General features: G+C 50.1%; 20 protein-coding genes. 2 read left to right on the forward strand and 18 right to left on the reverse strand.

The genetic code is table 11. The features are described 5' to 3' along the window. Window positions 1-2: 2 nt before the first annotated feature. The 15 genes from miaB to PsWM33_RS03000 form a co-directional block, all read right to left on the reverse strand. Entirely contained in the window at window positions 3-1,415 is a 1,413-nt protein-coding gene (gene miaB, locus PsWM33_RS02930; RefSeq protein WP_063294310.1) for a tRNA (N6-isopentenyl adenosine(37)-C2)-methylthiotransferase MiaB, read from the reverse strand. A 157-nt stretch (window positions 1,416-1,572) separates the two neighbouring features. Beyond that, window positions 1,573-2,388, reverse strand: a complete 816-nt coding sequence (locus PsWM33_RS02935; protein ID WP_063294773.1) for a lysophospholipid acyltransferase family protein — start codon at window positions 2,386-2,388, stop codon at window positions 1,573-1,575. 9 nt (window positions 2,389-2,397) lie between these two features. Continuing rightward, window positions 2,398-2,823: a Fur family transcriptional regulator gene (locus tag PsWM33_RS02940; protein ID WP_063294772.1), complete on the reverse strand. Its 426-nt coding sequence runs from the start codon at window positions 2,821-2,823 to the stop codon at window positions 2,398-2,400. Window positions 2,824-2,972: 149 nt separating this feature from the next. After that, window positions 2,973-3,458, reverse strand: a complete 486-nt coding sequence (gene rimI, locus PsWM33_RS02945; protein ID WP_063299159.1) for a ribosomal protein S18-alanine N-acetyltransferase — start codon at window positions 3,456-3,458, stop codon at window positions 2,973-2,975. After that, window positions 3,455-4,135, reverse strand: coding sequence for a tRNA (adenosine(37)-N6)-threonylcarbamoyltransferase complex dimerization subunit type 1 TsaB (tsaB, locus tag PsWM33_RS02950; RefSeq protein WP_063294770.1), 681 nt, complete (start codon window positions 4,133-4,135; stop codon window positions 3,455-3,457). Before tsaB ends, rimI begins: the two co-directional genes overlap by 4 nt. A gap of 131 nt (window positions 4,136-4,266) precedes the next feature. Further along, the gene (locus PsWM33_RS02955) at window positions 4,267-4,827 is read right to left on the reverse strand and encodes a NifU family protein (RefSeq protein ID WP_063294769.1); all 561 of its coding nucleotides are present in this window, start codon (window positions 4,825-4,827) and stop codon (window positions 4,267-4,269) included. 116 nt (window positions 4,828-4,943) lie between these two features. Then, a complete protein-coding gene (locus PsWM33_RS02960) occupies window positions 4,944-5,438 on the reverse strand; it encodes a universal stress protein (protein ID WP_063294958.1) in 495 nt (164 codons plus the stop codon). A 93-nt stretch (window positions 5,439-5,531) separates the two neighbouring features. After that, window positions 5,532-6,836 (reverse strand): ATP-dependent protease ATPase subunit HslU, encoded by a 1,305-nt coding sequence (hslU, locus tag PsWM33_RS02965; protein ID WP_063294768.1) that lies wholly within the window; start codon window positions 6,834-6,836, stop codon window positions 5,532-5,534. Window positions 6,837-6,847: 11 nt separating this feature from the next. After that, window positions 6,848-7,909: a hypothetical protein gene (locus PsWM33_RS02970; protein ID WP_063294767.1), complete on the reverse strand. Its 1,062-nt coding sequence runs from the start codon at window positions 7,907-7,909 to the stop codon at window positions 6,848-6,850. Between the two features lie 140 nt (window positions 7,910-8,049). Continuing rightward, window positions 8,050-8,598: an ATP-dependent protease subunit HslV gene (hslV, locus tag PsWM33_RS02975; protein ID WP_057463084.1), complete on the reverse strand. Its 549-nt coding sequence runs from the start codon at window positions 8,596-8,598 to the stop codon at window positions 8,050-8,052. 124 nt (window positions 8,599-8,722) lie between these two features. Then, complete coding sequence (locus PsWM33_RS02980) at window positions 8,723-9,313, reverse strand: NADPH-dependent FMN reductase (RefSeq protein ID WP_063294766.1); 591 nt, start codon at window positions 9,311-9,313, stop codon at window positions 8,723-8,725. Window positions 9,314-9,472: 159 nt separating this feature from the next. Then, a complete protein-coding gene (locus PsWM33_RS02985) occupies window positions 9,473-10,078 on the reverse strand; it encodes a class I SAM-dependent methyltransferase (RefSeq protein ID WP_208860003.1) in 606 nt (201 codons plus the stop codon). Window positions 10,079-10,144: 66 nt separating this feature from the next. After that, on the reverse strand, window positions 10,145-11,272 hold the full coding sequence (gene dnaJ / locus PsWM33_RS02990; protein WP_063294765.1) for a molecular chaperone DnaJ: 1,128 nt from the start codon (window positions 11,270-11,272) through the stop codon (window positions 10,145-10,147). A gap of 353 nt (window positions 11,273-11,625) precedes the next feature. After that, window positions 11,626-13,581 (reverse strand): molecular chaperone DnaK, encoded by a 1,956-nt coding sequence (gene dnaK / locus PsWM33_RS02995; protein WP_275078085.1) that lies wholly within the window; start codon window positions 13,579-13,581, stop codon window positions 11,626-11,628. A gap of 254 nt (window positions 13,582-13,835) precedes the next feature. After that, window positions 13,836-15,329 (reverse strand): FMN-binding glutamate synthase family protein, encoded by a 1,494-nt coding sequence (locus tag PsWM33_RS03000; protein WP_063299160.1) that lies wholly within the window; start codon window positions 15,327-15,329, stop codon window positions 13,836-13,838. Between the two features lie 135 nt (window positions 15,330-15,464). Between PsWM33_RS03000 and PsWM33_RS03005 the strand changes: the two genes are divergently transcribed. Beyond that, entirely contained in the window at window positions 15,465-16,085 is a 621-nt protein-coding gene (locus PsWM33_RS03005) for an alpha-ketoglutarate-dependent dioxygenase AlkB family protein (protein WP_063299172.1), read from the forward strand. Between the two features lie 8 nt (window positions 16,086-16,093). On the opposite strand, the gene PsWM33_RS03010 is transcribed toward PsWM33_RS03005, so the two are convergent. The 3 genes from PsWM33_RS03010 to ubiE form a co-directional block, all read right to left on the reverse strand. Further along, window positions 16,094-16,756 (reverse strand): TetR/AcrR family transcriptional regulator, encoded by a 663-nt coding sequence (locus PsWM33_RS03010; protein ID WP_057463089.1) that lies wholly within the window; start codon window positions 16,754-16,756, stop codon window positions 16,094-16,096. Window positions 16,757-17,055: 299 nt separating this feature from the next. Beyond that, complete coding sequence (gene ubiB, locus PsWM33_RS03015) at window positions 17,056-18,639, reverse strand: 2-polyprenylphenol 6-hydroxylase (RefSeq protein WP_063299161.1); 1,584 nt, start codon at window positions 18,637-18,639, stop codon at window positions 17,056-17,058. Between the two features lie 6 nt (window positions 18,640-18,645). Next, window positions 18,646-19,449: a bifunctional demethylmenaquinone methyltransferase/2-methoxy-6-polyprenyl-1,4-benzoquinol methylase UbiE gene (ubiE, locus tag PsWM33_RS03020; protein WP_057463091.1), complete on the reverse strand. Its 804-nt coding sequence runs from the start codon at window positions 19,447-19,449 to the stop codon at window positions 18,646-18,648. Between the two features lie 108 nt (window positions 19,450-19,557). Here ubiE and mutM point away from each other — a divergent pair, with 108 nt between their 5' ends. Continuing rightward, window positions 19,558-20,460, forward strand: a complete 903-nt coding sequence (gene mutM, locus PsWM33_RS03025; protein WP_063299162.1) for a bifunctional DNA-formamidopyrimidine glycosylase/DNA-(apurinic or apyrimidinic site) lyase — start codon at window positions 19,558-19,560, stop codon at window positions 20,458-20,460. Window positions 20,461-20,512: the final 52 nt, after the last annotated feature.

Consider the following 20,512-nt stretch of genomic DNA (forward strand, 5'->3'; position numbering starts at 1 on the left):
ACCTAAACAAGGCGGCCTTCCAGACTATTTGCGCTGGCAGCGACAATTTCTACTGATCTGATTTCACCATACAGGTCCAACGGCGCATTTACATGAACTGGCTGGAGCCAAGGTGAACGACCTGCAAGTTGACCTTCTCTGCGGCCTTCCTTCTCAAACAGTACATCAATTGTTTTGCCAATCAATGACGCATTGAAGTCTTTTTGCTGGGTGCTGAGCAGATCTTGCAATTCTGCCAGACGCTCGGACTTCACCTGCTCGTCGATCTGCTCTTCCAGTGTTGCACCCGGAGTACCCGGACGCGGGCTGTATTTGAAGGAGAATGCAGAGCCATAGGTGACGCGGCGGATTAGATCCAGAGTGTCTTTGTGATCCTGATCAGTCTCACCCGGGAAACCAACGATAAAGTCGCCGGAGAGTGCGATATCATCACGCGCTTCGCGAATGCGGTCGATCAGACGGAAGTAGTCATCACGGGTGTGTTTGCGGTTCATTGCCTTCAGGATCGCATCAGATCCAGACTGAACTGGCAAATGCAGATAAGGCATCAGAATATCAAGATCGCGATGAGCTGCAATCAGGCTGTCTTCCATATCCCTTGGGTGGGACGTGGTGTAGCGCAGGCGCTCAATGCCGTCGATCTTTGCCAAGCGGAACAGAAGTTCACCAAGGCCCCATTCACGGCCATCCGGACCTTCACCGTGCCATGCGTTGACGTTCTGGCCGAGTAAGGTCACTTCACGGACACCAGCTGCTGCCAAGCGCTCGGTTTCCATGACAATCTGCTCTACCTTACGGGAGACTTCAGCACCGCGGGTGTATGGCACCACACAGAAGGTGCAGAACTTATCGCAGCCTTCCTGAACGGTCACAAATGCTGTGACACCACGCTTGCGGACTGCTTCCTTGGAAGGTGTCGCGAGGTGCTTGAATTTTTCCTGAATATCAAACTCTGTCTCAACGACCTTTGATCCGTTGGAGGCACGGTTCAGCAGCTCTGGAAGGCGGTGGTAAGACTGCGGGCCAACAACAAGGTCAACAATAGGCGCTCGGCGGGAAATCTCCGCACCTTCAGCCTGAGCGACACAACCAGCGACAGACACCATCATCTGCTTGCCGTCTTTGGCTTTCGCTTCCTTCAGCTTACGAATACGGCCAAGTTCAGAGTAGACCTTTTCTGCCGCCTTCTCACGAATGTGGCAGGTGTTCAGGATAACCAGATCCGCATCATCCGGATTTTCTGTTTTAACGTAACCATCGTTGCTCAGCGCGTCGTTCATACGATCGGAGTCGTAGACGTTCATCTGACAGCCATAGGTCTTGATGAAAACCTTACGGGTCGCTTCGGTTTTGTCGAGCGCCTCCGCAGTGTTTTCGGATTGGCTCTGGTTTTCGTTTTCTACTAGGTTATCCATTAAATCCTCAAGTGGATCTGCTGCCGGAGTATCTTCTTTTTCTAATGCCCAGCAATTCGAGCGCACCTGCCTATTTCATCAGCAACGTCAGCTCGTCATTTTTAGAATTTCGGAGAGCTTTACTCTGTTTTACGCTGAAAGAGAAGCCTTGTCTTGTTCAGGTTTGAGCCTGCTCTTCTTGTTTGGGACCATTTCCCTGCAATGCTTCTATGGTCATCCCTCTGACCTGCTCTTCCAAATCGCGCGTTAAGCGTTTGCGATTAGTTGCTTTTTCGATAGGAACGGGAGTTCCCCATGTCAAATCAACATCTAATCCGCCTTCTTTAATGACAGACCAGAGATGGCCAGCGAGTACCATGTCGCCGTACCAGGCAACATGCGCGCGCCAGAAACGTCCCATTGGCATGCCTTGCAGGCGCGTATAGGCAATTGAGAGAGGCTGCACATAAGCAACATCTTTTTCACCGACATTCATTGCGTGATGAACAGCCCCCACCAGTGCAGATCTGAATGGCAGTACTTCATTGCCATTGCTGGATGTGCCTTCGGCAAACAACACCATCGCATCGCCTTGAGCCATGCGCTTAGCGACTTCCTGAGCGACACGACCGGTATCAGTTCTGCGCTGTCGATTGACAAAGACTGTCCGTTGGAGCTTAGCAAACTGACCAAATATCGGCCATCCAGCAACTTCAGACTTAGCGATAAAGCTCAGTGGCTTGGTGCATCCGATAACGACAATATCCAGCCAGGAGCAATGATTGGACGTTACGAGAAGAGGGCGTTCCAACGCCATTTCCCCATGCTGCTGGATGCGCAGCCCAATCAGACGAGACGCTATTTTGTGCCAAAGCAGAGGAATTTGCCGCTGAATGCGCCAACCTAGCTTCATTGCGACCCACTGAGGGGGAACGAGGGTTAGCGTTAAGAGTGTTAGTGCGGCAAGTATGCAAACTGCCCTGACAGTTGCCATGCACGGCCCCTATTTTTCGGCTAACGGAATACCGTAGAGCTCCAGGCGATGATCAACCAGTTTGAAGCCCAGCTTACGCGCGACTTCTTCCTGCATTTTTTCGATTTCTTCGCTGCGGAACTCAATCACGTCGCCTGTGCGCAAATCGATCAGGTGATCGTGGTGTTCATCAGAAACGGTTTCGTATCTGGAGCGGCCATCGCGGAAATCGTGACGTTCAATAATACCGGAATCTTCGAAAAGCTTCACTGTGCGGTAAACAGTTGAGATAGAGATCTTTGGATCGATCTTGGAGGCTCTTCTGTAAAGCTCTTCCACATCTGGGTGGTCTTCAGCAGACTGAATTACATCAGCAATCACGCGGCGCTGTTCTGTCATCCGCATACCCTTATGAGCACACATTTCAATCAGCGTCATTTTTTCTTCTGCCGTCATTTGCCCCAATTCCTCAAAATCACACAGGCACCACAGTTCCAGTCTGCGTTGGTATCCTAGCCCTCAAAACTGTGAGAGAAAAGAACCAGTTTCACTGTAACGCGGTTTGAGCGTGAGCTAAAAGCCTCATCTCACATGCGTAGTGTCGCTTAAACGAGATCGCAACGCATAACAAGCGCTGTTCCACTGCCTTCGCTAGCCGCATAATACGCTTTTCTTTCTCCAACCTGCTTGAAGCCCAAGTTTTTATAAAGCTTCAGCGCGGAGCTGTTCGTGTCATCCACTTCCAAGAACAGTGCTTCGGAACGATCAGAGTAAAGCTGGAAGATGGCGGCTTCCATAAGTTTCCGCCCTATCCCCTTTTTTTGATGCTTCGGGGAGACTGCAATAGTCAAGACTTCGGCCTCTCCTGCAATCGAACGGATCACGACAAAGCCCAGATCGGCTTTTCCAGTCACACCAGATGTGCGGGCAGACAGGAAGAAAACGCCTTTTTGCTCAAAGATTGCGGCAAGTTCTGCTGTACCCCAATCCTGCTTGAAGCACTCGGCATGAAGTTTCGCCAGTTTAGGCAGGTCGTCTTTCTCAGCACGCTCGATAACCGGCGGCTTTTCTGATGTCCACCAGGACTTCATTGACGACGAACCTTTCCTTTCTCACCCGGAATAGCATCAGGAGCCCGAAGGTAGAGTGGCATCGGAGCTTTATCCTGACGCTTTGCACCTTTACCGAGCTTTGCGATGTAGTCAATCGATGCAGCAGCGGCATCATTACAAACGCGAGACTTATCTACGCCTGTAGCATTGGCGACAGCCTGTGCAGCAGAGCCTGCCAGAATGGTCTCAGCATCGAGACTGTGTGCGAGGTCCTTGACGGTTGAAACGCGAGCCTCTCCAATCGGAGCACCAGTTTCATCAAAATTTTGACAGTAGACTTCATTACGGCGCGCATCGAGAACCACCAGAATTGGTTTTCTGACGGGAGCAGCGTCCAAAGATTCGTGTGCGATTGCGGCCAATGTTGTGACCGAAACAACAGGCTTTTCGAGAACGAGACCAAAGCCACGCGCAATGGAAAGGCCGACACGTAGACCTGTAAAACTGCCCGGACCAACATTCACAACAATGCGGTCCAGTGAGTTAAACGTTGTCGAGGAGTCCGTCATGACACTCGCAACCATGCCCATAATGCGTTCGGCATGACCTCGTCCGAGGTCTTCGCATTGGGAGACAATATCCGGCACTCCGCCTTCATCGGTTAAAACGGCGGCAGCACAGGTACTTAGTGCGGTATCAATAGCAAGCAGCTTCATAAGTTCGGCTTATCGTTAGGGCAGCTGGTTGTCGAGCAACCAATTCGTTTAACACCCGAAGTATTTTGGGGCCTTGCAGCAAAAAGGGCAGCTGGTGCTGCCCTGTTTCAGAAGATTTACATTAGCAAAAACTACATTTGTCTAACTTCTTGAACTTCTGGGATGAAATGCCGCATCAGGTTCTGAATACCATGACTAAGCGTTGCCGTTGAGGATGGGCAACCTGCACAGGCGCCGCGCATACTCAAATAAACGATACCCTCACGATATCCCCTGAATGTTATGTCGCCACCATCTTGAGCAACTGCAGGGCGTACGCGGGTTTCGAGCAGCTCCTTGATCATGTTTACAGTCTCTTCGTCTTCCGCATCGAAGAACTCTTCTCCTGTATCGCCATCACCAGCTTCCTCACCTTTCAGGATCGGGGTGTTGGCCATGAAGTTTTCCATGATCGCACCAAGAATGGCCGGGCGCATATGCTGCCAATCAGTCTCATCCTTGGTTACGGTGATAAAGTCATGGCCAAAGAAGATGCCAACAACGCCTGGAATAGTAAAAAGCTTCTCCGCCAGCGGTGATATTGTGGCTTCTCCTGCCGAGCGAAAATCGCGTGTGCCTTCCGACAAGACTACGCGGCCAGGCAAAAACTTGAGAGTTGCCGGATTTGGTGTCGCTTCGGTCTGAATGAACATGGTTTTGTTTCCGATTTTTATGCCAAAGAGCTTTCGCAAGCAGTCGCAGCACAGTTTACACTACTTAACGCTTCAGCAATGACTGTTTTCAAGTTCTATATGATAGGTAAACCTGATCAGGCAAGAGCATCTAGTGCATCATCGTCCAAATTACCTGGTACGATGGTTGTCGGAATCGGGAATGTTCCAGCCGATTTGCCCGCAATGGATGAAACAAGAGGCCCTGGGCCTTCTTTGCTGGTTCCTGCTGCCAATACAAGAATCGCAATATCTGCATCTTCTTCAATCAGGTCAATGATCTCATCTGACTGATGACCTTCGCGCACAACCAACTCTGGTTCTGTCCGTGCAGCAGCTCTCACTCTTTCGGCAGCTTTTGCCAAAATGGTGTCTGCGTTATCACGCGCTTCCTGACGCATGATGTCCTCAACCCCTAGCCAATGCTGGAAGTTTCCGGGTGCAATGACAAAGAGCAAGAGAACGACGCCGCCGGTACGGGCCGCACGCTTTGAGGCATAAACGATGGCTCGACCACATTCTGGAGTGTCATCGACTACAACCAGAAACTTTCGGTCGTGACCTTCTTCATTACTTTTGCGAATAGCTACCATGTCGGCATGCTGCCACTTGAGGTGGTATGCGGCAAGTATTTTTCCTTGCCACATTCCGTTAGGTTTTCTTTTTCCGACTGATTTTTTCGTCAGTTAGAGGATGAACTGAGACAAATCGACATTCTTGGCCAGTTCACTCACATTCGACTTCACGTAGGCTGCATCAATTGTGACCTGCTCACCAGACTTGTCTGGTGCGGCGAAGGAAATCTCATCCAGTACACGCTCCATCACAGTCTGCAGCCGGCGAGCACCTATGTTTTCGACCGTCGCATTCAAATCAACAGCAACTGTCGCGATCTCGTCGATTGCATCCTCGGTAAATTCGATACTCACGCTTTCCGTTGCCATCAATGCAACATACTGCTTGATCAGGCTGGCTTCGGTTTCTGTCAGGATCTTGACAAAATCTTCTTTCGTCAGCGCTTTCAGCTCAACACGGATCGGAAGACGGCCCTGAAGTTCAGGCAGAAGGTCTGATGGTTTTGAGACGTGGAATGCACCAGATGCGATGAACAGAATGTGGTCTGTTTTCACCGGGCCATGTTTTGTTGAAACAACAGTACCCTCGATCAATGGCAGCAAGTCACGTTGAACGCCTTCGCGGGAAACATCACCACCATTACGGCCATCTTTCCCGCAGATTTTATCGATCTCATCGAGGAAAACAATGCCGGAGTTTTCAACCAGCTCAATTGCCTCTTGAACAACCTTCTCTTCATCAAGAAGCTTGTCGGACTCCTCTGCCAGAAGCAGCTTGTGGCTATCTTTGACGTTTGTGCGTTTCGGCTTGGTCTGACCACCAAATGCTTTGCCCAGCATATCAGAGATATTCATGACACCGACGCTGCCCCCTGGCATGCCAGGAATATCGAAGCTTGGCATCTGTGGGTTGGCACGCACCTCAACTTCAATCTCTTTGTCGTCGAGGTCGCCTTCACGCAGCTTCTTGCGGAATGTATCACGGGTGGCCGGGCTAGCATTGTTGCCGACCAACGCATCCAGAACACGCTCTTCAGCAAGAACATGTGCTTTTGCTTCGACTTCTTTGCGGCTTTGCTCGCGCACAAGTGCAATGCTGGATTCGACCAGGTCACGCACGATCTGCTCTACATCACGGCCAACGTACCCCACCTCGGTAAACTTGGTTGCTTCAACTTTTGTGAAAGGAGCATTCGCAAGCTTTGCTAGGCGACGAGAGATCTCAGTCTTACCGACACCGGTCGGGCCGATCATGAGAATGTTCTTTGGTTGAACTTCTTCACGCAACTCATCATCGAGCTGCTGACGACGCCATCTGTTGCGCAGTGCAATCGCGACCGCGCGTTTCGCGTCATGCTGGCCGATGATGTAGCGATCAAGTTCACTAACGATTTCCCGAGGAGAGAAATTTGTCATTTTCTTACTTTCTAGTTCCGGATAGGTGGCAGATATGTAGTGAGTGTGGTTCCTGCAAGAGGGCGCATGACGATCCGTCGCGCCACGTTCCAGCCTGAACCGAGTAGCAAAACAAAACTCCCAAGCAATACAAGGGAGATAGCAGTTAGCTGCGATGCAGAAAAGTCGGCAGACTCCAGCAAATAGGCTAATGCAAAGCCTAGGTAACTCAGCGCTGCAACCAGCATTGCACGACGGTCGATGATGAGAGCAACCGCACCAAATGCCAAGACAACAGCAATGGAGACCAAGGCATAAGCTTCTGTCTGCTGTTCAAAGTACATTCCACTCAAGATGGAATGAACGATAAGCGGGGCAGCAAGCAGGTGAAGCCAAAAGGCCTTGTCTGTGTTGAGTGTTTCCCGCTTGGTGTCTTTGGTGTCAAAGTTCATCGCACAAGCGAATGCAAACAGACCGCAGACCAGCGAAACCCAGGACAGATAATCAAGAATTTTCGTGTCAGTTACCAGTGTCAATGCGCCTACGATCAAGCCCATGATCCCCGCAACAATGACGGTCAGTGTGATTGGCACCTTAAAGCGCCAGTAAAACAACGAAGCGCCCACTAAAGCGAAGATGGAACTCAGAATGACCTGAGTGGCCTCGGAGTCGTTGTTCAGAACATCTGGTGTGAACAGGCCAAATCCAACAAATGCAATTGAACCTCCAAACAATCCTGTCAGTAGAATTGAAGGAAGAGCGAGATTCTTAATCTTGGTGAACCATTCAGCCAGCACCCATGTGATGATGGCAGCAGCAACAGCAACAGCAGCTGTAGGAAGACCGCCTTGAGTGAGCGGCTCACCGAGCCCAATACCGTAGCCAGCAAAAAGAATTAGGATACCGAGGCTAATGAAAATGTCATGAAAGCCACGAGTAAACCGGACTTCTTCCGGGTCGTGAAGGCTCTCAGACGTTTGTTGGTTCTGAATGTTTTCTGCTTGAAGAGATAAATAGGAGACGAGCTTATCAGCTTGATCTGCGCTGATAATTCCTGCGGAGATGGCTCCGGTAAGAGATGCTCTTGATATCATCAGTTCCTCGTCAAATCAAAATGGAACAATAAAAGCTTCAAGTATCCTTGGCTTAGCAAATTAAGCTGATCTAAAAGTGTCTTGAACGCAGAACTGGAGATCGAAAATTATTGATCTCCAGTCGTATTTTTTCGCTATAGTTACTCTTCGTCGAGCACTTCAACGGTAACGTTGCTGTTTGTGTAGACGCAGATGTCTGCTGCGATTGTCATGGACTTGCGGCAAACCTCTTCTGCGGTCAGGTCCATATCAACCAGCGCACGTGCTGCGGACAGCGCGAAGTTGCCACCGGAACCGATGCCCATGACGCCGTTCTCTGGCTCAAGCACGTCGCCGGTACCTGTCAGCACCAGAGAGTGCTTTTTGTCGGCAACCAGCATCATGGCTTCCAGACGGCGAAGGTAGCGGTCTGTGCGCCAGTCTTTCGCCATCTCAACACATGCACGCATCAACTGGTCGGGATATTGCTCAAGCTTGGCTTCAAGGCGCTCAAACAGCGTGAACGCATCAGCAGTAGCGCCTGCAAAACCGGCAATAACCTTACCGCCTGCCAGTGGGCGGACCTTACGTGCTGTGCCTTTGATGACCGTTGATCCAAGAGACACCTGACCATCTCCAGCAATTACGACTTTGCCGCCTTTGCGCACAGTCAAGATGGTTGTGCCGTGCCACTGTTCAGGTTCACTCATTCATTTTTCTCCAGAGTTCTATCGGCAACGGAGCAAACTCCCGCGCAACTCAATTTCAAATTTGTGTCTGCGGTATTATGTATGTAGTCCTTGCCGCATTGCCAATGCGGCAAGCCAAAAAAACTCAGTTATCCTGTAGCTTTACGTGACTTGCCTCACTGACGAAGCGGTCAACAAGCTTATGCAATCGCTTGATCTGATGGTCTTTTGTGAGGTCGCCATTTTCATCAAAGGACTTGCCCGCAAAATTAATAGAGACCATTTCTGGCAGTACAAGGCATCCTAAAGACACTTCCATGATCGTTCTCAGGTGCATGAGGCCTCTCAAAGAGCCATGCGCACCGGGAGAAGCCCCGCCGACAGCATATATCGACTTGTGGAAGAGCTGAAGCGGTTCTTCCTCTGGCAACTGGATGCGACTGATCCAGTCCAATGTATTCTTCAGCAATGGGGTGATTGAGGAGTTGTATTCCGGGCTGGCTATGAAGATCCCATGATGGGCCTCAATGAGCTTCCTGAGCTTGAATGCGTTCTCAGGGATACCCGTATCATCTTCCAGGTCACCATCGTAAATAGGCAGAGGATAGTCGGCAAGGCTGATTGTGGTTACTTCTGCATTGGCAATCGTCAGGTGTTTCGCCATCAGCTCTGCCAACATTTTATTGTAGGACCCTTTGCGGGTTGAACCTGAAAAAACGAGTATCTTTGGCTTCATAGGGTTATCCTCACGACATGGCTCTGCATTCTCTTGTCCAAGAGCTGCATGATCTCAGGTAAAGTCGGCACGCAGAGTACCTCATACTGCCCGAGCGTAAGGTTTATGGAAGATATGTGTTTTTAAGTGACTGGCCGCTAAACGCCTGTCTTTGAGAAATCAAAAGGGCTTTCGGAATATCCAGACACGAGCTGGAGGAATATTCTTCACGATCCATCCGGTTTTCGACCAACTGAACATTTTGGATTTCAGAGATACCGGAGACGCTAGAGAATATGAGAACTGAATAAAAGGAGCACCAGGTCTCATAAGAGCGAAGGCATCACGAATGCACTTCAAACGAAATTCCATCGGCCTGGACACAAGCGGCAAGCTCGAAACCACAGCGCACAGCGAGTTTGGGGCAATATGCTCAAGGCTGGGACGCATGTTGTAAGCATCACCTTGAACCACATTCAGCCCCTCAAATTTGTCACTGAGATGCTCGCAAAAGTCTGTGCTGTACTCCAAACAGGTAAGGCGATCTTTTGAGATACCTGCTTCCAGAATAGCTTTTGTAACCGGGCCTGTGCCAGGTCCCAACTCTAAAACCGGATTATTCGACTGAACAGGTACAAATTCTGCCATTCTCTGAGCGAGAACAGGGCCTGATGGGGCAACCGCTCCGGTCGTGAGTGGTGCTTCCACCCACGCCCGAAGAAATTTGGAAGGCTCACGAAATTTGTTCAAGGCATTTTCTGCCCGTGACCTCGTTTCGTGAAACATTCAACTCTCCGTAGCATCAACAAAGGGTACTATTGAGATATTACTGATTGGTGGCAATTTAAAGAGCTATGCCTTGAAATTCTCCAAAAAATCTTTTGCCTTTGCAAAAAATCCCGTAGATTCTGGATGATTTTCTCCAGAGGATTCACCTTCAAATTCTGAAAGAAGCTCTTTCTGCCTCTTCGTAAGATTTGCTGGAGTCTCCACGGCAACCTGAATATACATGTCGCCCTTCTGGCTTGACCGCATAATCGGCATGCCTTTACCGCGCAGTCTAAACTGCTTTCCGGTCTGAGTGCTCTCAGGAACTTTCACGCGTGCTGTATTGCCATCCAAAGCCGGAACTTCGAATTGACCACCCAGAGCGGCAGTTGTCATTGAAATCGGCACGCGGCAGAAGATGTCAGCACCGTCACGCTGGAAGAACTCATGCGGACGAATGGACAGGAAGATGTAAAGATCGCCTGCGGGACCACCGCGAGCACCGGCTTCACCTTCGCCTGACAAGCGAATACGGGTGCCATCTTCGATGCCTGACGGAATATTCACGGAGAGCGTGCGCTCTTTCGTTGTCCGGCCAGTACCGCCACAGCTGTCACATGGATCTGTAATGATCTCGCCACGACCCTGACAAGTCGGACAAGTGCGTTCCATGGTGAAGAAGCCCTGAGCCGCTCTGACACGCCCAGCACCGCCACAGGTTGGACAGGTGGACGGACGAGTTCCGGACTTTGCACCGGAGCCACTGCACGGCTCACATGTTACTGAGGTTGGAACCTCGATCTCGACGGACTTACCTTCGTAAGCTTCTTCAAGAGAGACTTCCAAGTTGTAGCGTAGATCTGCGCCACGTTCACGGCCAGAACCACGACGGCTACCACCGCCGCCAAAGAACTCATCGAAGATGTCTGCCATGGAGGAAGCAAAGTCGCCTGGACCTGCTCCACCGCCACCACCAAAGCCGCCGTTTTCAAAGGCTGCATGGCCAAATCGATCGTAGGCAGCGCGCTTTTGCGGGTCTTTCAGGGTTTCGTAAGCTTCGCTTACTTCCTTAAAGTTTGCTTCCGCTTCATCATTACCAGGGTTTCGGTCAGGATGGAATTTCATCGCGAGTTTGCGATAAGCGCTCTTAAGTGCCTTTTCGTCGACCTCCCGTGCTACCCCCAGCACCTCATAGTAGTCGCGTTTAGACATTATGAAATAAGCTCCAAAGACGTGATGTCTATCTGCGTTTTGAAGCCTCAGGAGAACATCAGCTCAGTCTGAGGTCACTGTGGGCAGTCGAGTTTAATTCTTGCTTCGCAACGAACTCACTCGTGAACTGCACTCATCTTCAAAACAAAACTGTTTACTGTTCAGTCGGTGATTGAGGTGCAGCTTTAAGCGCAGCGCACACATTACCAACTACCCATATGTAGGAAGCAGCTCTCTCAAATGCAATTGCACCCAAAAGGTTCTCTTCGACTAAAATCTTCCATACAGTCGGGAAATACTTGAATAAAGTTTACCTCGCAAGCCCATAGGAGCTTGCGAGGTAAAAGTATTAGTTAGCTGGACTTTTTGTCGTCGTCGCGAACTTCTTCGAAGTCTGCGTCAACCACATCGTCAACTGGCTTTGGCTCACCATCGTCTTCAGCCCCCTCTCCGGCTTCTTCTGCCTGAGCGTCCTTGTACATAGCTTCGCCAAGTTTCATGGAAACTTCTGCAAGAGACTGGGTTTTCGCAGTGATATCTTCCAGATCTTCACCTTCCAGAGACACTTTCAATGCAGCCAAAGCGCCTTCAATTGCAGACTTGTCTTCGTCTGAAACCTTATCGCCGTACTCTTTGACGGATTTCTCTGTTGAATGGTGAAGTGCTTCACCCTGGTTTTTGGCTTCAACCAGATCCTTACGCTTCTTATCGTCTTCAGCGTGAGATTCTGCGTCTTTCACCATCTGCTCGATGTCAGCGTCGGACAGACCACCAGATGCCTGAATACGGATCTGCTGCTCTTTACCTGTGCCTTTATCGGTTGCAGACACGTTCACGATACCGTTGGCATCAATATCAAAGGCTACTTCAACCTGTGGGACGCCGCGAGGTGCTGGTGGGATGCCAACCAGATCGAACTGACCGAGGATCTTGTTGTCCGCAGCCATTTCACGCTCGCCCTGGAAGACACGGATGGTCACTGCAGTCTGATTGTCTTCTGCTGTAGAGAACACCTGGCCCTTCTTGGTTGGGATTGTGGTGTTACGGTCGATCAGACGTGTAAACACGCCACCAAGAGTTTCGATGCCGAGGGACAGCGGAGTAACGTCGAGAAGCAGAACGTCTTTAACATCACCCTGCAGAACGCCAGCCTGAATTGCTGCACCCATCGCAACAACTTCATCAGGGTTTACGCCCTTATGAGGTTCTTTGCCGAAGAATTGCTTAACAATTTCCTGAACCTTAGGCATGCGAGTCATGCCACCGACGAGAACAACCTCGTCGAGTTCACCAGCTGCAAGGCCTGCGTCTTTAAGAGCCGCTTTCATTGGAGCAACAGTACGCTGAACCAGATCGTCAACGAGTTGCTCAAACTTAGCGCGGGTCAGTTTAAGGGTAAGGTGCTTAGGACCAGAAGCATCTGCTGTGATGAACGGCAGGTTGATTTCGGTCTGGGATGCGGAGGACAGCTCAATTTTTGCTTTTTCAGCTGCTTCTTTCAAGCGCTGCAATGCGAGCTTGTCGTTCTTAAGGTCGATGCCCTGCTCTTTTTTGAACTCACTCGCAAGGTAGTCAACCAGACGCATGTCAAAATCTTCACCACCGAGGAAGGTGTCACCGTTGGTGGACTTCACTTCAAATACGCCATCGCCGATTTCCAGTACGGAAACGTCGAAGGTACCGCCGCCAAGATCGTAAACCGCAATGGTTTTACCGTCGTTCTTGTCCATGCCGTATGCAAGAGCAGCGGCGGTTGGTTCGTTGATGATACGCAGAACTTCAAGACCAGCGATCTTACCAGCATCTTTAGTTGCCTGACGCTGAGCATCGTTGAAGTATGCAGGTACCGTGATAACAGCCTGAGTAACAGTCTCACCCAAGAAGCTCTCAGCGGTTTCTTTCATCTTTTGCAGAATGAACGCGGAAACCTGAGATGGGGAGTACTTTTCACCTTCAGCCTCTACCCATGCGTCGCCGTTGTCAGCTTCAACAATCTCGTATGGAACCAGCTTTTTGTCTTTTGCGACTGTTGGATCATCAAAGCGACGACCAATGAGACGCTTAACAGCAAACAGGGTGTCTGTTGGGTTGGTTACAGCCTGGCGTTTCGCTGGCTGACCTACAAGCTTCTCACCATCGTCAGAAAACGCAACCATAGAAGGGGTAGTACGCGCACCTTCTGCGTTCTCGATTACTTTGGCGTCCTTGCCGTCCATTACAGATACGCACGAATTTGTCGTGCCGAGGTCGATACCGATGACCTTTGCCATGTTTTTAACTCTCCTTTCGGCAGACCGCCCGAACCCCAAAGGCCTTCGGATAATGTCGGATCAGCATCCGACCGGTCCCCAATACATTGCACTTGCGTGAGTTGTCGCAAACACGCAAGAAAACTTCAATTGGCTATATAAGAGGGGTCCCCTGCCCCTGCAAGGGACAGGACCCGATATATCGACACAAGATCTACCCGAAGCCATTTTCTGAGTTAAGAAATTGAACTTTTCTTTGGAAAACCACATAAAACACCTCCATTGCATCCCGGTTTTCTGCGTAACCCTCATTTCTAAGAGGGTGTTTGTGGATAGAGCTCTTCAAGAGAGACGGAGTGTCCACTTTCCTGGACGATGCGCACGTGCTCTCGTGAAAGCTGCCTTGCAGCATCGACCCCACACGCATGAGCAATCATATCAACCTCCATCCGCACGCTATGACAATAAGCAGCGACTCGGTGGCTCTTTTCTGTTGGGTCAAGACCAGTCTGAAGTGCTTTATTATGGGTGGTGATACCTGTCGGACAGGTATTTTTGTTACACCGCATTGCTTGGATACAGCCCAGTGCGAACATGAAGCCCCTAGCAGTTACTACAAAATCAGCCCCTGAACATAACACTAGGGCAACGGCGGACGGGATAATTCGCTTTCCAGAAACAATGATACGGATACGGTCACGCAGATCATGCTTTCGCAAGACATGATCGACAATTGGAAGTGCCTCAGAGATCCTTAGACCTACGTTGTCCATGAGAGGCATTGGCGCTGCACCCGTACCACCATCTGCCGAATCGATGGTGATAAAGTCAGGTGCATGCTCGATCCCACGATGGTTGATTTCACGACAGAGCTCTTCCACCCAAGCGCTTGAGCCGATCACTGTCTTGAAACCTACAGGCTTCTTGGCAATGCTGCGGACGCGGCTGATGAAGTCTAAGAGCTCACCCGTATTGCTGATCTCAGGATGACGATTTGGAGCGTGAGATGGTTGCCCGACTTTGAGCCCACGAATTTCTGCGATCTCAGGTGTCACCTTTCCACCAGGCAAGAGACCACCTTTTCCGGGTTTTGCGCCTTGAGCGAGTTTGATCTCGACCATTTTGACCTGAGCGTTGTCCGTTATTTTTTTCAGCTTGTCTTCATTGAGCGTGGAGTCATCATTCCGGCAACCATTTTTTGCTGTCCCCATTTGAAAGACAATGTCAGCACCACCTTCTAAATGGTACGGAGATAAGCCACCTTCTCCAGTATTCATCCAGCACTTTGCCATCTTCGCACCTCGTGAAAGAGCGAGGACCGCAGGTCGGGAAATGGCGCCGTAACTCATGCCAGAGATGTTAAAGTAACTGGGAGGCACATAGGGATTTTCGACGTAAGGACCGATGAGAAGCGGCTCAGGCTCATCGATTTCCTTCTCCAATTTTGCGAAGGGGGCATTCACGAACAGTGCCGTTCCGGGTAAGTTGAGGTTTTTTGTGGACCCGAACGCCATTGTATTACCTTCTGCCTTGGAAGCATGATCCACCCAGGTTCGCTCTGCCCGGTTGAACGGCATTTCCTCCCGATCCATAGCGAAGAAGTACTGACGGAAAAACTCACCTAAATGCGAGAAGAGCGCTCGGAATCGACCCACGACAGGGAAGTTATGCCGAATGGCATCTTTGTGTTGGCGTCGATCAACAACATAAAGAACGATAGCGGTAATAAGTGCGATCAAGATCAGGAGTGAAACAAACGCTGCAAAAATATTTAGTACAGTCGAAAGTAACGTAGGAAGAAGGTGCATTTGTGGATCTCCTTAACTGGGAGCCGTTATTTTGAAGATTATGGGTTAAATTCACTTTCGGCAAATCTCTCCAAATTTTCCGTTTTTGTAAGCGGTCTTTTCAGCAAATATGTCCAGATTAGAAGAGGTCTTGAGATGCAAATAAGCGATGACTTTCCTAAAGATTTCAAGTACCTGCCCGGATACTTCTCTTCTGAGGAGCAGAAGGAACTTGTCGATACGCTCAGATATCTCGTCAAAGAAGCTCCGTTGTTCACTCCCGTGATGCCGCGGACAGGAAAACCATTTTCTGTTCGGATGAGCAATCTTGGTGCATTGGGATGGGTGTCTGACAAGGGTGGCTATCGCTACCAACCTCTACATCCTGAGAGCGGCCAGGCTTGGCCTGATATCCCTGAGGTCCTGCAGGATCTTTGGAACAAGGTTGGTGACTGCTCGGCAGCGCCAGAAGCCTGCCTCGTGAACTACTATGCTTCAACAGCTAAAATGGGCATGCATCAAGACAGGGACGAAAAGACATTTGAAGCCCCTGTTGTTTCGGTTAGTCTCGGAGACACAGCAATTTTTCGGCTCGGCGGTGTGAAACGCGGAGGCCCGACGCAATCACTCAAGCTTAATTCAGGAGACGTTGTTGTACTCGGAGGAGAGTCGCGGCTTTGCTACCACGGCATTGACCGTATTCTTGGCGGGAGTTCGAGCCTCCTTAAGGACGGAGGCAGACTGAATCTGACTCTCCGCCGCATCTCGCCATTTTAGTCAGAGTATCAGGCCTCTTCGAGCGCGCCAGCCATAAAGAAGGCACGAATGCCGCTGGACACGAAACGAATAGTGCCTTCGACTATCTCGTCCTGATCCATTTCTTCATCGTAAGGGCCTTTGGAAGCTCCAGTCACAACGTAAAGCGCCTCTAACGTTGCGCTGTGCATGAGCATCATCAGCAACTGAGCACGAGGGCCCGTTGGAATGTCGCTCTTGGTGGCTTTCGCCAGAGCCTTCGTGATACGAAGGATAATTCTTGGTGGCTCCCATGAGTGCATGATCTTCTGGCCGGACTCCGGGTCGGAGAAAACCTGACGAATGAGAACAACAAACGGAACCAGCTTTCCAGTATCTCTTGAGATCCCTTGTACAATCAAGGGCTCCATGAATGCGCGGGTTATCTCTTCCAGGTCGGGCTCGCGCCCCCCAACTTCCAGCGCATCCAGACGCTGCATGCGCATATCGTCAATTTCGCGAAGGCGGCGCATAAAGACCGCTCTGACAAGATCATCTTTGCTGCCAAAGTGATAGTTGACTGCTGCAACATTAGCGTCGGCTTTTTCGGTGATCATTCTTACAGAAGTTTCCGCAAGACCATGTTCAGCGAGCAAGCGTTCTGCTGCATCAAGTAACCGTTCACGGGTCCCCAATTCAGAACTGTCTGGCACAGCGGCACCTCCAGGAAGATAGTTTACAATTGCTTTGAGCACTCTCTGAAGGTTTTGAGTAGACCCTTAGAAATCTCAAATACTTCTCTTAAGCTACCTTGCTTTTAGCACGTTTTAGTGAGCAACAACCCGCCTACAATTCATATCATCAATTGCAATGACTATATAAAACTTAGATAATTTTATGCAGTAACTTAGTATGATCCAATTATTTCTAGAATTTTCAGCTGTATCCGGCTAACCAATAAAAAACGGGAGCGTAACAACTCCCGTTTTTCATAGTTTCAACTCAGAATATCTTAGAGATAGATGCCGTAAGCAATTGCTGAAAGAGCGATTGCTATGACCCAAAGTGCGACACGTCCAGAACGGCTATGCTTCGCTTCCGATCTACCAATCGCATCTGCGGTTGCCTCATCGAATCTCAGGCCGTTGTTTGCCATCGCTTCCAGCTGATTGGAAAACTTGCTCGCACGGTCAGCAATAATCGGTAAATCACTTGCCAGACGCCCCAAAACAGTCACGCCTGTTGCTAGGTCTGTGATGCGTCCCATAGGGCCAAGATTTCTCTGAATCCAACCGGTTACAACAGGATCAGCCGTATTCCACATATCCAGATGTGGGTTCAGCGAGCGGGCTACACCTTCTGCCAGAACCATATTTTTCTGCAGTAAGATCAACTGAGGCTGAGTGTGCATGTTGAACATCTCGGTCACTTCAAACAGCTGTGTCAGCAAACGCGCCATTGAGATTTCACTGGCATCATGCCCATGGATCGGCTCACCAATCGCTCGAATTGCTTGCGCGAATATATTCACGTCCTGATCGGCAGGCACATACCCAGCTTCAAAATGAACTTCGGCAACTCGCAGGTAATTGCGAGTTATGAAGCCATAGAGAATTTCTGCCAGAAAACGACGTTCAGACAGTCCCAGACGTCCTGTGATCCCTAAATCGACTGCGACCAGTGTCCCGTCCGGTTCAATGAAGAGATTGCCTTGATGCATATCCGCGTGGAAAAAACCGTCACGTACGGCATGGCGCAAGAAAGTCTGGATCACATTATTGCCCAGCTCCGCCAGGTCATGACCTACTTCCTCGATACCTTCAAGATTGGAAAGCTTTACACCGTCAATCCATTCCATGGTGAGTACGGAACGAGAGGTCCGTGGCCAATCCACACTGGGAACGCGAAAATCTTTATCTTCCTTGCTGTTTTCACCCATTTCAGAGAGAGCTGCGGCTTCCATGCGCAGGTCCATTTCCAAAATGACAGCGTGCTCATACGTCTCAACCATCATGAGAGGACGAAGGCGACGGCTTGCAGGACTAAAGCGCTCTGCAAGACGCGCAGCAAGGTAAAAGCTCTTCAGGTCGCGCTTAAACCCGCGCTCAACCCCCGGACGCAGTACTTTAACGGCTACTTTTTCCAGTTCGCCATCGCGGTTTCGGAAGTACGCAGGGTGTACCTGTGCAATCGATGCAGCAGCGACTGGTTCACCAAACTCTTCAAAGTGATCTTCGACTGTTTTACCGAGCTGTTCTTCGACTGTTTTGCGTGCGTACTGCGTTAGAAATGGCGGAACATTGTCCTGAAGTGCAGACAGCTCCTTTGCGGCTTCCTTACCAACCACATCCGGGCGTGTCGCAAGAAACTGCCCCAACTTAATGTAGGAGGGACCAAGGCGGTTCAGCGCATCTGTGAGGCGTGCTGCTGCGTCTTTTTTCTCAATGCCGCGGCGCTCAACCATACGTGCGACGCTAATAGCCAAGCGCGGTCCGGGAGGGAGATCTGGCAGAGAAACGAGTCCGAACACACCTTCGCGGGCCATAACATAACCCGCGAAAACCAGACGCATAAATGGCACAATATTTGCGATCATAACTGGTTAGATTTTCCAGCCGGAGTGAAGTGCAGCGATACCGCCGGTGTAGTTTCGATAGGTGACACGCTCAAAACCTGCATCACGTATCATCTGCGCAAAACGTTCCTGATTTGGAAACTTGCGTATAGATTCTACGAGATAACTGTATGGATCTCCATCACCTGTCACAGCCTGTCCGATTTTTGGAATGGCGTGGAAGGAAAACAGATCATAAACCTTATCGAGTGCTGGCACGTCTACCTGTGAGAACTCAAGGCACATGAAGCGACCGCCGCGTTTAAGCACACGGTGAGCCTCTTGCAGTGCTTTTTCGATTTGCGGGACGTTACGGATACCGAATGCAATGGTATAGGCATCGAAGTGTTTGTCCGGGAAAGGCAGCTCTTCTGCGTTCCCCTGAATGAACTCAATGTTTTCAGAAAGACCAGCTGCGCTTGCGCGATCTTTGCCAACGCCTAGCATCGATCCGTTGATATCGCAGACGGTTGATTTGATTGTCCGGTTAGAACGCTCAACAACGCGGGTTGCTATGTCTCCAGTCCCACCAGCCACATCCAGATGTCGCCATTCACGGGCGCCATTCTTTGGTGGGTTCATGCTGGAAACCATCGCATCTTTCCAGAGACGATGCATTCCACCAGACATGAGGTCGTTCATCAGGTCATAGCGGGACGCCACTTTGTGGAAAACATCATCCACCAGATCCTGCTTTTCACCTTCGCGAACTGTGCGAAACCCGAAGCTAGTTGCCATTTCAGTCGGGTCTGTTACGGATGCCTGCTCAGGGGTTGAGAACTCACGCGCCATAATCAAATCACTCCATTTCGCGGGCGAACATAGTACAGCTTGTTACAAAGCGCTATTGTTGAACGTAATCTTTGCCCAGCAGCAAACCACTGTACCAACGGATATCTTATGCCTGAATTACCGGAGGTTGAAACAGTCCGTCGCGGACTAGCACCTTTTTTTGACAATGCAACAATTTGCAGAATTGAACAACGCCGACCTGATCTTCGTTTTCCTTTTGGCGATGATTTCGTAGATCGCCTGGAAAGTCGCAGAGTTGTTTCCTTCAGCCGCCGTGCTAAATATCTGCTGCTTGATCTGGACAGCGGAGATGTATTGGTGATGCACCTTGGCATGTCGGGTTCGTTCCGCTGGATCGAGACTGATGATCAAGAACCAACACAAACCGTTGAAATGTATCATGCAAAAGGTAAACACCCTCAGCATGACCATGTCATCTTCCATGTTCGGCCTTCTGATCAGGAAACGATCGTAAAGATCATTTACAATGATCCGCGTCGGTTTGGATTTATGGTGCTCATTCCTCGCAGCGAGCTGACGACACACCCAATGTTTGTCGATATGGGGATCGAACCACTCGGCAATGAGCTGGATGGAGCCTACCTCGCCAAGCTGTTTGAGAACCGGAAGACCTCTCTTAAAGCAGCTTTGCTCAATCAGAAGTTCATTGCAGGACTGGGTAACATTTATGTGTGTGAAGCACTCTGGAGAACGGGGTTAAGTCCCTTCAACAGCGCATCCACACTTGCAAGCAAATCCGGTAAGCCGCTCAAAAAGGCCGATGAGCTTTCCAAGCACATTCGGGAAGTCCTGCAGGAAGCGATAAAATCCGGCGGTTCTTCGCTGAAGGATCACCGACAAGCGGATGGTTCTCTCGGATATTTCCAGCACAACTTCTCTGTCTATGATCGCGAGGGGGAAGCTTGCCGAACACCTAAGTGTGCTGGCGTCATTGAGCGGAAGGTCCAAAATGGGCGTTCAACATTCTTTTGTCCAAGATGCCAGAAGTAAGCATGCGAGCTGATATGTCACGCTTGAGGGAATTGCATTCCCTAAAGCAACT

Origin of the sequence: Pseudovibrio sp. WM33, assembly GCF_001623165.1 — a bacterium.
In the GTDB taxonomy this organism is placed as follows: Bacteria; Pseudomonadota; Alphaproteobacteria; order Rhizobiales; family Stappiaceae; genus Pseudovibrio.